Consider the following 15,171-nt stretch of genomic DNA (forward strand, 5'->3'; position numbering starts at 1 on the left):
GGGCCCCTTACTTGGCTGCGCGCTCTTTGGCGATCAATTGGTCGGCCACGTTCAGCGCTTGCTCTTCGCCGCCAGCACTGCCGATGTCAAAGCGGTATTTGCCGTTGACGATCAGGGTCGGTACGCCTTGCACGCCGTATTTCTGGGCAAGTGCCTTGTATTGGGCCATCTTGCCCTTCACAGCGAACGAGTTGAACGTCTCGGTGAACTTGGCTTTGTCGACACCTTGGGTGGCGACGAAATCGGCCATGTCTTCAGGCTTGAGCAGGCGCTTGCCTTCTTTCTGGATGGCATTGAACACGGCGGCATGCACCTTGTGCTCTACACCCATGGTGTCCAGGGTGATGAAGAGTTGGCCGTGGGCATCCCATGGGCCACCGAACAGGGCCGGGATACGCACGAAATTCACATCAGCAGGCAGTTTTTCGATCCACGGATTAATCACCGGCTCAAAAGCGTAGCAATGCGGGCAACCGTACCAGAACAGCTCCACCACTTCGATCTTGCCCGGCACGGAAACCGGTACCGGCGTCTCCAGCTGAACATAGGTTTTACCGGCTTCAAGCGGCACATTATCGGCAGCTTGTGCGGTCATGCCGAAAAGGCTGGCAGTGACGAGAGCGGCGCTGAGGATCAGATTACGCATGCTTTACTCCTGGACAAATAAAGTCGCCTCACGCGACCTTTGTTGTGACAGGTCTACGCGGGCATGAGTTCGTTAGTGTAACGGCACCGGCCACAAAAAAGGGCAGCCTAAGCCACCCTTTTTATGCTTGCATCGACGGATTAATCGAGCGTTAACGTAGCCGGGGCAATTAGTGCAGGCCCTGGATGTATTGGGATACGGCTTCGATGTCCTTGTTGCTGAGTTTCCCGGCGATGCTCTGCATGATTTTGGTATCGCCGTCGTTGGTGCGATTGCCTTCGCGGAAGTCCGTCAGCTGCTTGCCGATGTACTGCGCATGCTGGCCGCTCAAGTGCGGGAAACCGGCAGCGGCAAGGCCAGCACCGTTAGGCGAGTGGCAACCGATGCACGAAGGCATGCCCTTTTCCAGGTTGCCGCCGCGGAACAGTTCTTCGCCGTGGGCCACCAGTTTTGGATCAGCAGCTCCCACGCTGCCTTTCTGGCTGGCAAAATACGCCGCGATATCTGCCAGGTCCTGATCGCTGAGGTTGGTCAGCAAGCCGGTCATTTCCAGGACCGTGCGCTTGCCGTCCTTGATGTCGTGCATCTGCTTGGTCAGGTAACGCTCACCCTGGCCGGCCAGTTTTGGAAAGTTTGGCGCCGGGCTATTACCGTCCGGTCCATGGCAAGCACCACATACGGCGGCTTTCGCCTGGCCGGCAGTGGCGTCGCCTGCGGCATGGGCAACACCGGTGATGCCCAGGGTCAACAGCAGACTCACGATCAGTTTGTTCATCAGCTAATCCAACTACGGCTAAGGGTTAAAGAGTTATGGACCGGGTTTACTCACCATCAACTGAATGACGGCATGGTAATCCTCGGTACTGCAGTCCATGCACAAACCACGCGGCGGCATCGCCTTGAAACCCTGGGTCACGTGTTGCACCAGCGTGTCCATACCTTGAGCCAGTCTTGGCTTCCAGGCTGCCTGGTCACCCCGTTTCGGGGCGTTGGGCAACTGTCCGGCATGGCAGGCCCCGCAAACGCGGTTGTACACAGCCTCCGGATCCTGTGTAGCCTGCACACTGTAAAGTGGCATCAAGACACCGACGGCCAGCAGCCACTTGGTCATACATCGACCTTTTCAGGGTTTGAGAGCGTTTTGCGTTCTAATGCGCAATAAAGGTCTATCGCTCCCGTGAACTTCACCTTTCGCTGGGACAAAGCACACACAAAATCTGCGGCATTATATACTGGCGCTACTGAAACGGAAACGACACCGCTTGCCGCACCCATTCCCGGCACCGCCCACATCGGAAAACTCATGCAACTCAAGAATCCCATCCTCGGCCTGTGCCAACAGTCCACCTTCATGCTCAGCGCCGCCAAAGTCGACCAATGCCCCGATGACGCAGGCTTCGAAGTCGCATTCGCCGGCCGTTCCAACGCCGGTAAATCCAGCGCGCTGAACACCCTGACCCACGCCAGCCTAGCGCGCACCTCGAAAACCCCGGGGCGCACACAGCTCCTCAACTTCTTCAAGCTAGACGATGATCGACGTCTGGTCGACCTTCCGGGCTACGGTTACGCAAAAGTACCCATCCCGCTGAAGCTGCACTGGCAGCGTCACCTGGAAGCCTATCTGGGTGGCCGGGAGAGTTTGAAGGGTTTGATTCTGATGATGGACATCCGTCATCCAATGACCGACTTCGACCTGTTGATGCTCGATTGGGCCGTCGCCAGCGGCATGCCGATGCACATCCTGCTGACCAAGGCCGACAAGCTGACCTACGGCGCAGCGAAAAACACCCTGCTCAAAGTGCAGGCGGATATTCGCAAAGGTTGGGGCGATGCCGTGACCATCCAGCTGTTCTCGGCGCCAAAACGCCTGGGCCTGGAAGACGCTTACACCGTACTGGCAGGCTGGATGGAACTGGCTGACAAGGGTTCGGAGGTCGCCGAGTAAAAACCCGGGGCAAAAAAAACCCCGGACTTCGTATGGGGAGGGGAAGTTCGGGGTCCAAGTTCCGGACCGCTAGGGCGGGGTCCAGATATCTGCCAACACTTAACACAACATAGGAGCATTGAAGGGCTTCACCACCCATTCAGTAACTCTGAGTCACATTTCATGGGTTAAGTTCCGGCACGTTCAAAAAACTATTGGAAATAACCCGTCGCGCTTTCCGATCTAAAGCGCTGCCGCGGCATCACGCCGCGGCCCAAGCCCCAGGCCTAGTGCGCCTCGTCCCAGTTGTCGCCCACGCCGACGTCCACCACCAACGGCACATCCAGCTTCGCCGCATCGCTCATGTGCTCACGAATCTTCGCGCTGACTTCAGCCACCAGGTCCTCACGCACCTCCAGCACCAATTCATCGTGCACCTGAAGGATGACCTTGGCGTCCAGGCCCGAGGCCGTCAGCCAGTTGTCGACCTTCACCATGGCCTTCTTGATGATATCGGCCGCCGTGCCCTGCATCGGCGCGTTGATCGCCGTACGCTCGGCGCCAGCACGCTCCTGAGGCTTGTTGGAGTTGATCTCGGGCAAGTACAGGCGGCGCCCGAACAGCGTTTCCACGTAGCCCTGGTCCGCCGCCTGCGCGCGGGTGCGCTCCATGTACTCGCGAACCCCTGGGTAGCGGGCGAAATACACGTCGATGTAGGCCTTGGCGGTCTTGGTGTCGACGCCAATATCCTTGCCCAGCTTCTGAGCGCCCATGCCATAGATCAGGCCAAAGTTGATCGCCTTGGCACTGCGACGCTGATTGGACGTGACCTCGGTCAATTCAACCTTGAACACCTCGGCCGCCGTGGCGGTGTGCACATCGAGGTCGTCGCGGAACGCATTCAGCAACCCTTGGTCCTTGGACAAATGCGCCATGATGCGCAGCTCGATCTGCGAATAGTCCGCCGCCAGCAGCTTGTAGCCCTTAGGCGCGACAAATGCCTGGCGGATGCGCCGGCCTTCGGCGGTACGCACCGGAATGTTCTGCAGGTTCGGATCGCTGGAGGACAGGCGCCCGGTAGCCGCGACGGCCTGGTGATAGGACGTGTGAACGCGCCCGGTGCGTGGGTTGATCTGCTCCGGCAGGCGGTCGGTGTAGGTGCTTTTCAGCTTGCTCATGCTGCGGTACTGCATCAGCACTTTCGGCAGCGGGTAGTCATCTTCAGCCAGCTTGGCCAACACTTCCTCGGCCGTCGAAGCCTGGCCCTTGCCGGTCTTCTTCAGCACCGGCAGCCCGAGCTTCTCGTAAAGAATCGCGCCCAGTTGCTTGGGCGAGCCGAGATTGAACTCCTCGCCGGCGATTTCGTAGGCCTGGCGTTCCAGATCGACCATCTTGTTGCCCAGCTCGATGCTCTGGATACCCAGCAACGCAGCATCCACCAGGGCACCCTGGCGCTCAATACGCGCCAGCACCGGCACCAGCGGCATCTCGATGTCGGACACAACGCTGGCCAAGGCAGGAATCGCACAGAGTTGCTTATGCAGCTCCTGGTGCAAGCGCAGGGTCACATCCGCGTCTTCCGCCGCGTAAGGGCCGGCCTGTTCAAGGGCAATCTGGTCAAAGGTCAGCTGCTTGGCGCCCTTGCCGGCGATGTCCTGGAAGCTGACGGTGTCGTAGTCCAGATACTTCTTCGCCAGACTGTCCATGTCGTGGCGAGTCGCAACCGAGTTCAGCACGTAGGATTCGAGCATGGTGTCGAAGGCGATGCCGCGCACGGTGATGCCGTGTGCCGGGTCGCCGCCGATGGCGCAATTAGCCAGGATATTCATGTCGAACTTGGCGTGCTGGCCGACCTTGAGTTTTTCCGGGTCTTCGAGCAGCGGTTTCAGGGCCAGCAGCACGGTGTCCCGGTCCAACTGTTCCGGCACGCCGATGTAGGAGTGGGTCAGCGGAATGTAGGCGGCTTCGTGGGCCTGCACGGCAAACGACACACCCACCAGTTGCGCTTTTTGAGCGTCGATCCCGGTGGTTTCGGTATCAAAGGCAAACAGCTTGGCGTCGTTGAGCTTCTTCAGCCACCCATCGAATTGGGCCTGGGTGAGGATGGTTTCGTACACCGGCTCCACAGACACCGGCGCGATCGTCTCAACCGCGGCCTCAGCGGCAGCGTCCGACGGAGCGGCGCTCAACTCAACCCGCTTGGCATCGCGCTGAATCTCGTCAATCCAGCTCTTGAACTCCAGCAGCGTGTACAGCTCCAGCAGCTTCTCGCGGTCCGGCTCGATCAGATGCAAATCGTTGAGGCCCACATCCAGCGGCACGTCGATCTTGATCGTCGCCAACTCGTAGGACAGGAACGCACTCGCCCTGTGCTCTTCGAGCTTGGCGGCCAGGGTCTTGGCGCCACGAATCGGCAGGGTCGGCACGATATCGAGTTGCTCGTAGAGCTCCTTCAAACCGCCGTTGACGCCCACCAGCAAGCCGGAAGCCGTCTTCGGACCAATGCCTGGAACGCCCGGGATGTTGTCGGACGAATCGCCCATCAGCGCCAAGTAGTCGATGATCTGCTCGGGAGCGACACCGAATTTCTCCTTCACGCCCTCAACGTCCATGGCGCTACCGGTCATGGTATTGACCAAGGTAATGTGCCCGTCGACCAGTTGCGCCATGTCCTTGTCGCCGGTGGAAATCACCACCGGCCGGTCAGCGGCCGCGCTGCTGCGGGCCAGGGTGCCGATCACGTCATCCGCCTCAACGCCTTCGACGCACAGCAGCGGGAAGCCCAGGGCGATCACGCTCTGGTGCAGCGGCTCGATCTGCACGCGCATGTCATCCGGCATGCTCGCGCGGTTGGCCTTGTATTCGGCGTACAGCTCATCGCGAAATGTGCCGCCCTTGGCGTCGAACACCACCGCGAACGGGCTGTTCGGGTACTGCTTGCGCAGGCTTTTGAGCATGTTCAACACGCCCTTGACCGCGCCGGTAGGCAGGCCTTTGGACGTGGTGAGCGGTGGCAGCGCGTGAAAGGCGCGGTACAGGTAAGAAGAACCGTCCACCAGGACGAGGGGGGCTTGGCTCATGAGCAGGATCAACCTTTTCGGCGGGTCAGGCGCTAGAATAGCCGGACCAATGACGACAAAGGGACAAGGTTATCATGCGTACAGTGAATCGCCTGTTGTTGACCGGCTTGATTGCATTCCTTCCGCTGGCCGCCACGGCAGCCGACGGTGCTCCTTCGGCAGATCCGGAGGTCACCATCCGCACGGAGGGCGACAAGACCATTCAGGAATACCGCCAGAATGGCTTCCTGTACGCGATCAAAGTGACCCAGAAAGGCTTCCCGCCTTACTTCCTGGTGCGCGCGGACGGAACCGATGCGAACTTCATCCGCTCTGACCAGCCGGATATGCTGATCCCGTCATGGAAGATCTTCGAATGGAAATGATTTCTTAACTTTAATCGGCGCTGCCCACGGCAGCGCCCGTAACGGCAGTTTTAACCATGTCTGTGTTCACCCCCCTGGCTCGGCCCGAGCTGGAAACCTTTCTCGCCCCTTATGGGCTCGGCCGCCTGCTTGATTTCCAGGGGATTGCCGCTGGTAGTGAAAACACCAATTTCTTCATCAGCCTGGAACAGGGCGAGTTCGTCCTGACCCTGGTTGAACGCGGCCCCGTACAGGAAATGCCGTTCTTCATCGAACTGCTGGACGTGCTCCACGACGCCGACCTGCCGGTGCCTTATGCCCTGCGCACCACCGACGGCGTGGCCTTGCGCGAGTTGGCCGGCAAGCCGGCGCTGCTGCAACCGCGCCTGGCGGGCAAGCACATCAAGGACGCCAATGCCCAGCATTGCGTGCAAGTGGGCGAACTGCTCGGCCACCTGCACATCGCCACCCAGGGCGAGAAGGTGCTGGAACGCAAGACCGATCGCGGCCTGGACTGGATGCTCAACGAAGGCGCGCAACTGATTTCGCACCTTGATGCGGACCAACAGCACCTTCTGCAAGCCGCGCTGGATGAAATCGAGGCGCACAAGGCACAGATCCTCGCGCTGCCCCGGGCGAACATCCACGCCGACCTGTTTCGCGACAACGCGATGTTCGAAGGCACCCACCTGACCGGGCTGATCGACTTCTATAACGCCTGCTCGGGGCCGATGCTGTACGACGTGGCGATCGCCCTGAACGACTGGTGCTCGGACGCCGAAGGCGTGATCGACGGCCAGCGGGCGCGGGCGTTGCTGGGGGCTTATGCGGGCTTGCGACCGTTTACGGCCAAGGAAGCGGAGCTGTGGCCGACCATGCTGCGAGTGGCCTGTGTGCGGTTCTGGCTGTCACGCCTGATTGCCGCAGAGTCGTTTGCCGGTCAGGACGTGCTGATTCACGACCCGCGCGAGTTTCAAGTGCGTCTGGCGCAACGCCAGCAGGTCAAGACCCCGCTGCCGTTCGCGTTGTAAGCAATAATCCGGTCGTGCGCGGTCAGTGTGGGAGCTGGCTTGCCTGCGATAGCGGTGGGCCAGTTGACTCTGTGATAACTGACACACCGCTATCGCAGGCAAGCCAGCTCCCACAGTTGATCTTCACTGAGCCTTACAACGACTCCAGGCACCCGGCCAGGTCATTTCCCAGCTTCTCCAGCACCTGCTCATAACCCTGGGCGGAGGCCGGCGTGTAGCCGCCCAACGCATCCAGCTCCGCCAGCTTCACCGGCAAACCCGCCACCAGCGTTTCCGCCAGGCGCGGGCGCAACGGTGGCTCGCTGAACACGCAGGTCTTGCCCACTTCCTGCAAGCGCGTGCGCATCGCCGCCACATGCTGCGCGCCCGGCTGCACCTCTGCGGCAACACTGAACACACCGGTGTGCTTGAGGCCGTAGGCATCTTCGAAGTAATCGAATGCTTCATGGAACACAAAGTATGGCTTGCCGGCGACATCCGCCATGCGCGCTTTCAAGCGTACATCCAGTGCATCCAAGCGACCATCAAAGGCCTTCACGTTGCTCTGATAACGCTCGGCATTCGCCGGGTCGGCAGCGCTGAGGTCCGCCGCCATACGATTGGCGATCACCCGAGCGTTGACGGTCGACAACCACAAGTGCGCGTCCAGGCTGCCGGGGCGATGATCATGGTCGTGTTCGTCGGCATCTTCAGCATGGGAGTGGCTATCTTCGGTGAACCGACGCAGTTTCATCCCCGCAAGGTCCTGCACCGCCACCGTCGGCAAGGTGCGACCTTTCAAAACACGCGGCAGGAAGCTTTCCATGTCCGGGCCGATCCAATACAGCAGGTCTGCCGACTGCACACGCCGTACGTCGGATGGGCGCAACGCATAGTTATGCGGCGAAGCGCCCGGCGGTAGCAACACCTCGGGAATCGCCACGCCGTCCTGCACGGCGGCGGCAATCAGTTGCAGCGGTTTGATGCTGGTCAGCACCCGAACCTGCGCCTGAGCGGCACCGGCAAGCAACAAACTGGTGACAAATACGACAAAAACGGGAAAAAGTCTGGACACGATGACCACTCAAGGAGGCAGGAACAGGTAACATAATAACGTCTCTCACAAATATCTGTCGCCGCTCATGCCTAAAACACCGCTTGCCAGCCGTCCCCACGACCACTCTCACTGCGTGCACAGCGCGCTGTCAGAAGCCGACGCCCTGTGTGCGCGCCAAGGCCTGCGCCTGACCGCCCTGCGTCGCCGGGTGCTGGAGCTGGTGTGGCAAAGCCATAAGCCGCTGGGTGCCTACGACATCCTCGGCGTGCTCAGCGAGCAAGACGGCCGTCGCGCCGCGCCGCCTACGGTGTACCGCGCGCTGGACTTCCTGCTGGACAACGGCCTGGTGCACCGCATCTCGTCACTCAACGCCTTTGTCGGCTGCAACCACCCGGAACACGCGCACCAGGGCCAGTTCCTGATTTGCCGCGAATGCCACGCCGCCATCGAACTTGAGCAAAAAAGCATCAGCGACAGCATCATCAAGAGCGCCGGCGACGTCGGCTTCAGGGTCGAAGGGCAAACCGTCGAAGTGGTCGGTGTGTGCTCGGGCTGCCAGGGGGCTTGATGAGCACTGCGTTAATCCGCCTGGAGCAGGTCGGGGTCACGTTCGCCGGGCAAAACGTGCTGGACAACATCGACCTGAGCGTCGAGCCGGGGCAGATCGTCACCCTGATCGGCCCCAACGGCGCCGGCAAGACCACCCTGGTGCGCGCCGTACTTGGCCTGCTCAAGCCCGACAGCGGCAGCGTGTGGCGCAAGCCGAAGCTACGGGTTGGGTACATGCCACAAAAGCTGCATGTGGACCCGACCTTGCCCTTGTCGGTGCTGCGCTTCCTGCGCCTGGTGCCCGGTGTTGACCGCGCCCGCGCGCAGTCGGCCCTCAAGGAAGTCGGCGCCGAACAGGTGATCGACAGCCCGGTGCAAAGCATCTCCGGCGGCGAAATGCAGCGCGTACTGCTGGCCCGCGCCCTGTTGCGCGAACCGCAACTGCTGGTGCTGGATGAACCTGTGCAAGGCGTCGATGTGGCCGGCCAGGCCGAGCTGTACAGCCTGATCACCCGCCTGCGCGACCGCCACGGCTGCGGCGTGCTGATGGTCTCCCACGACTTGCACCTGGTGATGAGCACCACCGACCAGGTGGTGTGCCTCAATCGCCACGTGTGCTGCTCCGGCCACCCGGAACAGGTCAGCGGCGACCCGGCCTTCGTCGAGTTGTTCGGCAAGAACGCCCAGAGCCTGGCTATTTATCATCACCATCACGACCACGCCCATGACCTGCATGGCGCCGTAGTCGATGACCCCGCCGCCCCTCATACCCACGTTCATGGAGATAGCTGCAAGCATGGCTGATTTTCTGCTCTACGCCCTGCTGGCAGGCTTGGCTTTGGCGCTGGTGGCGGGCCCGCTGGGCTCGTTCGTGGTCTGGCGGCGCATGGCCTATTTTGGCGACACCCTGTCCCACGCCGCGCTGCTGGGCGTGGCCATGGGCTTTCTGCTGGATGTGAGCCCCACCATCGCCGTCACCGTCGGCTGCCTGCTGCTGGCGGTGCTGCTGGTGACCCTGCAACAGCGCCAGCCACTGGCCTCCGATACGTTGCTGGGCATCCTGGCGCCAAGCACCCTGTCGTTGGGCCTGGTGGTGTTGAGCTTCATGCACGAAGTACGCATCGACCTGATGGCCTACCTGTTCGGTGACCTGCTGGCGATCAGCCCCACTGACCTGGCCTGGATTCTGGGCGGCAGCGCGGCGGTGCTGGTGTTGCTGGTGACGCTGTGGCGGCCGCTCCTGGCGATCACCGTCCACGAAGAACTGGCCACCGTCGAAGGCTTGCCGGTGGCGGCCCTGCGCATGACCCTGATGCTGCTGATCGCGGTGGTGATTGCTGTCGCGATGAAGATTGTCGGCGTATTGTTGATCACATCGCTGCTGATCATCCCTGCAGCTGCGGCCCAGCGTCACGCCCGCTCGCCGGAGCAAATGGCGGTTGGCGCGAGCCTGTTGGGGATGCTGGCCGTGTGTGGTGGCCTGGCGTTGTCCTGGTTCAAAGACACCCCGGCCGGGCCGTCGATTGTGGTCACGGCGGCCGCCCTGTTTCTGCTGAGTTTTGTCCTGCCCCGTCGTGGGGTGTAGACTTGCTCGCTTTTTGCGCAATTAGAGAGTCGCAGGAATGAAGCTGTCCAACGCCCGTTATCTGCTCCTTGCCGCATTTTCCTTGCTGCTGGGCGCCTGCCAAAGCACCCCGCCCGCCGCCCCAGAGGCCCCGGACGCACGCGCTGCCGCCATCGCACAGCTGCAGCAAAACCTCGCCAGCAGTGAACTGGCCACCGCCGAAGACGAACTGGCCGCCTTGCAGGCCCAATCGCCCAACGACCCGGCGCTGGAGCCTTATCAGCGCCAACTGGCCGAAGCCTACTTGCAGCGTAGCCAGATCGTGCTGCAAAAAGGCGACGTCAACGCTGCCGCCACGGCCCTGAGCCGCGCCCGGGCATTGATGCCCAAGGCGCCGGCACTGACCGGTGGCGTCAACAGCGCGATCGCCCACGCCCGCAAAGTCGAGTTGGATAAAGCCGAGGCTGCCTTAAAAGCGGCTGAAGCCAAGCCGCCGGCCAAGGTCATCGACCCTGCGGCGCCTAGCACCACGGTTGCGCTGAACCTCACCGATATCGAGGCGCTGCGCCATCAACTGGATGAAATCGCCACCGATGTGGTGAATTACCAGTGCGATGTGAGCATCCAGGCGCCGCGCACCGAAGATTACCCATGGCTGGCCACGCTGCTGACCAAACGGGTGAAGCGTATCGATTCGGGGTATGACCTGAAGATTCACCGGCAGATCCTGAAGAAGGTCCCGGCGCAGGTGGTACTGGTTCCGCGCAAAGCCGAATAAAGCATCGCAGGCAAGCCAGCTCCCACACTTTGAACTGTGAACACATTCAAGTGTGGGAGCTGGCTTGCCTGCGATAGCGGCCTAACAAACCACCCATAACTTAAGCCGGAACAGCTTTAGCCTTCGGCTCCCGATCCCAGACCCGATGCTGGGCAATCGCTGCAAAAAACGCCTTCAACGCCTTCGCATCACCGCCCACGATCAACCCCGCATCCGCCTCAAGCTTGAGCACATCCAGCAATTGCTTCGCCTCACCGGCCAAGGCAATCGCCTTCAAGTGCTTGTATGCCTCCAGCAGGTAATGCAACGCCACGCCATCGCCGCTCAACGCCTGCACCGACTTGGCGCCGCCCGGCACAAACACCGCATCAAATGCCACCGACGGCAAACCTTCCATGGACGCATCCACCGGCAGGCTCTTGCCATCCGCCGTCGTCACCGGTGCCGATGTAGGCCCCAGCAGCTTCGCGTGCGCGCCCTCGGCTTCCAGCGCCGCCTTCAAGGCAGCAATCGCCGCACCATCAACGCCGTTCGCGGCCAGAATCGCAACCTTACGGGTCCTGATATCACCCGAGAGCAAGTTGGCCTGGCTCAACGCCGGCGAACGTTCTGGAGACGTCTTGCGCTCCGGCACCGTGCCTTTCTTCGGCGCCGGCAAGCCAAGGTTCTGCGCCACACGCTTGGCCAGCTCCAAGTCGATGTTGGCGAGGATCTCGTTCACTTGGCGCGCCCGGATAAACTCGCGTTCCACCTTGCCCAGCTCGAAGCTGTAGGCCGCGATGATGTGCTCCTGCTCGTGCTTGCTCATGCTGCGGAAAAACAACCGCGCCTGGGAGAAGTGATCGCCAAACGACTCACTGCGCTCACGGATCTTGTGGGCATCGATTCGCTCCGGGTACGTCTCGAAACCACCGTCTTCGGCAGCCGGCGGAGTCTCTTTCGGCCAACCGCCATCAATCGAGTTCGGCTCATAGGAGGCGCGACCCTTGTCGATCGTGGTGCGGTGCATGGCATCACGCTGGCCGTTATGAAACGGCGCGACCGGCCGGTTGATCGGTAGCTCGTGAAAGTTCGGCCCACCCAGTCGGCTGATCTGCGTGTCTGTGTAGGAAAACAGACGACCTTGCAGCAGCGGGTCATTGGAGAAGTCGATACCCGGCACGATATGCCCCGGGCAGAACGCCACTTGCTCGGTCTCGGCAAAGTAGTTGTCCGGGTTACGGTTGAGCACCATCTTGCCCAGCGGCGTGATCGGCACCAGCTCTTCGGGGATCAGCTTGGTCGGGTCGAGGATGTCGAAGTCAAATTTGTGCTCGTCCTCCTCGGCGATAATCTGCACGCCCAATTCCCATTCCGGGTAATCGCCACCTTCGATGGATTCCCACAGGTCGCGACGGTGGAAGTCAGTGTCTTTGCCCGCAAGCTTCTGCGCCTCGTCCCACACCAGGGAACAGGTGCCGACCGTAGGCCGCCAGTGGAATTTGACGAAGTTGGATTTACCCTCGGCGTTCACCAGACGGAAGGTGTGCACGCCAAAACCCTGCATGGTGCGCAGGCTTTTTGGAATCGCCCGGTCAGACATGGCCCAGATCACCATGTGCGCCGACTCCGGCTGCAGCGAGACAAAATCCCAGAACGTATCGTGAGCCGAGCCACCCGTAGGAATTTCGTTATGTGGCTCAGGTTTTACCGCATGCACGAAGTCAGGAAACTTGATCGCGTCCTGAATGAAAAATACCGGCATGTTGTTACCCACCAGGTCGAAGTTGCCTTCGTCGGTGAAGAACTTCACGGCAAAGCCACGTACGTCACGCACGGTATCGCCCGAGCCGCGAGGCCCCTGCACCGTGGAGAAACGTGCGAATACCGGAGTTTTATGCTCGGGGTTACGCAGGAACCCGGCCTTGGTCAGCGCCGAATGGTTGTCATAAGTCTGGAAATAACCATGGGCGCCGGTGCCACGGGCATGGACGATGCGTTCCGGAATGCGCTCATGGTCAAAGTGCGTGATTTTCTCACGCATGATGAAGTCTTCCAGCAGCGAAGGACCACGCGAGCCGACCTTCAAGCTGTTCTGGTTATCGGAAACCTTCACGCCCTGGTTCGTGCGCAGGGCCTGGCCGGTCGCGTCAGAGCGAAATGTTTCCAGGCTTTGCAGCTTGGCGTTGGTGTTGCCACGGTCCAGAGTGTCGGTACCCGCAAGTTCGCTCTTGGGCGGGGTGACTGGCTTTTTAGTGCTCATCAGACAAAAACTCCTCGTTTGCGTAGGCCAGAGCGATCCCCGGCTCTTCTTGAGCAAAACCCCGGGCACGGCACCCGGGAATTTCGAGTTGCTTAAGTAATGACTGGCGCTGTTTTGTACCGTTCCTTTTTTATGACCTTTGATCGCGTTATTGCCAAATCGCTGGTCGGATGCGAAATAAATGCTAAGAAACGCTATACGGACAGGCTAAAATGCGCGCCCGGCTAACCGCTGATCCCTTTTTAATGCGCCCCACAAGGTTCGCTACGTGATCGAGTTTCATAACGTCCATAAAACCTACCGGGTCGCCGGTAAGGATATCCCCGCGCTGCATCCCACCAACCTGCGCGTCGAAAATGGCCAGGTGTTTGGTCTGATCGGCCATTCCGGTGCGGGAAAAAGTACTTTGCTGCGTCTGATCAACCGCCTGGAGCAACCCAGTGGCGGCCAGATCAAGGTCGATGACGAAGAAGTCACCGCCCTGGATGCCAACGGCCTGCGCCGTTTCCGGCAACAGGTCGGGATGATCTTCCAGCACTTCAACCTGCTGGCCTCCAAGACTGTCGCCGACAACGTGGCGCTGCCGCTGACGCTGGCGGGCGAGCTGTCGCGCAAGGAGATCGACCTGCGCGTGGCCGAACTACTGGCCCGGGTCGGCCTGTCCGACCACGCCAAGAAGTACCCGGCGCAGTTGTCGGGCGGCCAGAAGCAGCGCGTCGGCATTGCCCGCGCCCTGGCCACCAAGCCAAAGATCCTGCTGTGCGACGAAGCCACCAGCGCCCTCGACCCGCAAACCACGGCCTCGGTGTTGCAACTGCTGGCCGAGATTAACCGTGAGCTGAAGCTGACCATCGTGCTGATCACGCATGAAATGGACGTGATCCGCCGAGTCTGCGACCACGTGGCCGTGATGGATGCCGGCGTGATCGTCGAGCAAGGCACCGTCGCCGACGTGTTCCTGCATCCCAAGCACCCGACCACCAAGCGCTTTGTGCAAGAGTCCGAGCAGGTTGACGAAGGCGAGCAGCGTGATGACTTCGCTCACGTGCCGGGTCGCATCGTGCGCCTTACGTTCCAGGGCGAAGCGACCTACGCGCCGCTGCTGGGTACCGTCGCCCGCGACACGGGTGTGGACTACAGCATCCTCGCCGGTCGTATCGACCGCATCAAAGACATTCCCTACGGGCAACTGACCCTCGCCGTCACCGGTGGCGACATGGAGGCCGCGTTCGCCGCCTTCACCGCGGCAGACGTCCATATGGAGGTGCTGCGCTAATGGAAATCCTGTTGAGCTTTTTCTCAAATATCGACTGGTCGGAAATTTTGCTCGCCACCGGCGACACCATGACCATGCTGTTCGGCTCGCTGCTGTTCACCGTGTTGCTCGGCTTGCCGCTGGGCGTGCTGTTGTTCCTGTGCAGCCCGCGCCAACTGTTCGAACAAAAGAACCTGTACGCCTTGCTGTCGCTGATCGTGAACATCCTGCGCTCGCTGCCGTTCATCATCCTGCTGATCGTGATGATCCCGTTCACCGTGCTGATCACCGGCACCTCGCTGGGTGTTGCCGGTGCGATTCCGCCGCTGGTAGTGGGTGCCACGCCGTTCTTTGCGCGCCTGGTGGAAACTGCGCTGCGTGAAGTGGACCGCGGGATTATCGAAGCAACCCAGGCCATGGGCGCGACTACCCGGCAGATCATCACCAACGCCTTGCTGCCCGAAGCCCGCCCCGGCATCTTCGCGGCGATTACGGTGACGGCTATTACACTGGTTTCCTACACGGCCATGGCCGGTGTGGTCGGTGCCGGTGGCTTGGGTGACCTGGCGATCCGTTTCGGCTATCAACGCTTCCAGACCGACGTAATGGTGGTCACCGTGGTGATGCTGTTGATCCTGGTGCAAATTCTGCAAACCGTCGGCGACAAGCTGGTGGTGCACTTTTCTCGAAAATAACGGCTATTGCCGGCGCGAAGCCGGCCA

The 15,171-nt window shown here is 60.9% G+C and carries 15 protein-coding genes; 9 read left to right on the forward strand and 6 right to left on the reverse strand.

Annotated elements, in window-relative coordinates:
* Positions 1 to 7 precede the first annotated feature (7 nt).
* From ACZRN6_RS27170 to ACZRN6_RS27180, 3 genes are all read right to left on the reverse strand, one after another.
* The gene (locus tag ACZRN6_RS27170; RefSeq protein WP_464009267.1) at positions 8 to 646 is read right to left on the reverse strand and encodes a thiol:disulfide interchange protein DsbA/DsbL; all 639 of its coding nucleotides are present in this window, start codon (positions 644 to 646) and stop codon (positions 8 to 10) included.
* A 169-nt stretch (positions 647 to 815) separates the two neighbouring features.
* Positions 816 to 1,421, reverse strand: a complete 606-nt coding sequence (locus tag ACZRN6_RS27175; RefSeq protein ID WP_010168648.1) for a c-type cytochrome — start codon at positions 1,419 to 1,421, stop codon at positions 816 to 818.
* A gap of 33 nt (positions 1,422 to 1,454) precedes the next feature.
* Entirely contained in the window at positions 1,455 to 1,757 is a 303-nt protein-coding gene (locus ACZRN6_RS27180; RefSeq protein ID WP_464009268.1) for a c-type cytochrome, read from the reverse strand.
* Positions 1,758 to 1,949: 192 nt separating this feature from the next.
* Here ACZRN6_RS27180 and yihA point away from each other — a divergent pair, with 192 nt between their 5' ends.
* Entirely contained in the window at positions 1,950 to 2,591 is a 642-nt protein-coding gene (yihA, locus tag ACZRN6_RS27185) for a ribosome biogenesis GTP-binding protein YihA/YsxC (RefSeq protein WP_088426053.1), read from the forward strand.
* Between the two features lie 266 nt (positions 2,592 to 2,857).
* On the opposite strand, the gene polA is transcribed toward yihA, so the two are convergent.
* A complete protein-coding gene (gene polA / locus ACZRN6_RS27190; RefSeq protein ID WP_464009269.1) occupies positions 2,858 to 5,650 on the reverse strand; it encodes a DNA polymerase I in 2,793 nt (930 codons plus the stop codon).
* A gap of 74 nt (positions 5,651 to 5,724) precedes the next feature.
* On the opposite strand from polA, the gene ACZRN6_RS27195 reads away from it, so the two are divergent.
* Both ACZRN6_RS27195 and ACZRN6_RS27200 read left to right on the forward strand, forming a co-directional pair.
* Positions 5,725 to 6,015: a DUF2782 domain-containing protein gene (locus ACZRN6_RS27195; protein WP_322142655.1), complete on the forward strand. Its 291-nt coding sequence runs from the start codon at positions 5,725 to 5,727 to the stop codon at positions 6,013 to 6,015.
* Between the two features lie 56 nt (positions 6,016 to 6,071).
* On the forward strand, positions 6,072 to 7,025 hold the full coding sequence (locus ACZRN6_RS27200) for a homoserine kinase (RefSeq protein WP_464009270.1): 954 nt from the start codon (positions 6,072 to 6,074) through the stop codon (positions 7,023 to 7,025).
* A 133-nt stretch (positions 7,026 to 7,158) separates the two neighbouring features.
* Here ACZRN6_RS27200 and ACZRN6_RS27205 read toward each other — a convergent pair whose 3' ends face one another.
* A complete protein-coding gene (locus ACZRN6_RS27205; RefSeq protein WP_322142653.1) occupies positions 7,159 to 8,088 on the reverse strand; it encodes a zinc ABC transporter substrate-binding protein in 930 nt (309 codons plus the stop codon).
* 58 nt (positions 8,089 to 8,146) lie between these two features.
* Here ACZRN6_RS27205 and ACZRN6_RS27210 point away from each other — a divergent pair, with 58 nt between their 5' ends.
* Genes ACZRN6_RS27210 through ACZRN6_RS27225 form a run of 4 tightly spaced genes read left to right on the forward strand, consistent with a single transcriptional unit; the run spans position 8,147 to position 10,952 of the window.
* Positions 8,147 to 8,629 (forward strand): Fur family transcriptional regulator, encoded by a 483-nt coding sequence (locus ACZRN6_RS27210; protein ID WP_416152051.1) that lies wholly within the window; start codon positions 8,147 to 8,149, stop codon positions 8,627 to 8,629.
* Positions 8,629 to 9,414, forward strand: coding sequence for a zinc ABC transporter ATP-binding protein ZnuC (gene znuC / locus ACZRN6_RS27215; RefSeq protein ID WP_464009271.1), 786 nt, complete (start codon positions 8,629 to 8,631; stop codon positions 9,412 to 9,414). The genes ACZRN6_RS27210 and znuC overlap by 1 nt, the downstream gene beginning before the upstream one ends.
* Entirely contained in the window at positions 9,407 to 10,195 is a 789-nt protein-coding gene (znuB, locus tag ACZRN6_RS27220; protein WP_010168631.1) for a zinc ABC transporter permease subunit ZnuB, read from the forward strand. The genes znuC and znuB overlap by 8 nt, the downstream gene beginning before the upstream one ends.
* A gap of 37 nt (positions 10,196 to 10,232) precedes the next feature.
* Positions 10,233 to 10,952, forward strand: coding sequence for a PA5502 family lipoprotein (locus ACZRN6_RS27225; protein ID WP_322142651.1), 720 nt, complete (start codon positions 10,233 to 10,235; stop codon positions 10,950 to 10,952).
* Between the two features lie 100 nt (positions 10,953 to 11,052).
* On the opposite strand, the gene katE is transcribed toward ACZRN6_RS27225, so the two are convergent.
* Positions 11,053 to 13,194, reverse strand: a complete 2,142-nt coding sequence (katE, locus tag ACZRN6_RS27230; protein WP_464009272.1) for a catalase HPII — start codon at positions 13,192 to 13,194, stop codon at positions 11,053 to 11,055.
* 268 nt (positions 13,195 to 13,462) lie between these two features.
* Between katE and ACZRN6_RS27235 the strand changes: the two genes are divergently transcribed.
* Both ACZRN6_RS27235 and ACZRN6_RS27240 read left to right on the forward strand, forming a co-directional pair.
* Entirely contained in the window at positions 13,463 to 14,470 is a 1,008-nt protein-coding gene (locus tag ACZRN6_RS27235) for a methionine ABC transporter ATP-binding protein (protein ID WP_003214829.1), read from the forward strand.
* Complete coding sequence (locus ACZRN6_RS27240; RefSeq protein WP_322142649.1) at positions 14,470 to 15,144, forward strand: methionine ABC transporter permease; 675 nt, start codon at positions 14,470 to 14,472, stop codon at positions 15,142 to 15,144. Before ACZRN6_RS27235 ends, ACZRN6_RS27240 begins: the two co-directional genes overlap by 1 nt.
* The last annotated feature ends 27 nt before the right edge of the window (positions 15,145 to 15,171 follow it).

It is taken from the genome of Pseudomonas sp. A125, from assembly GCF_055409485.1.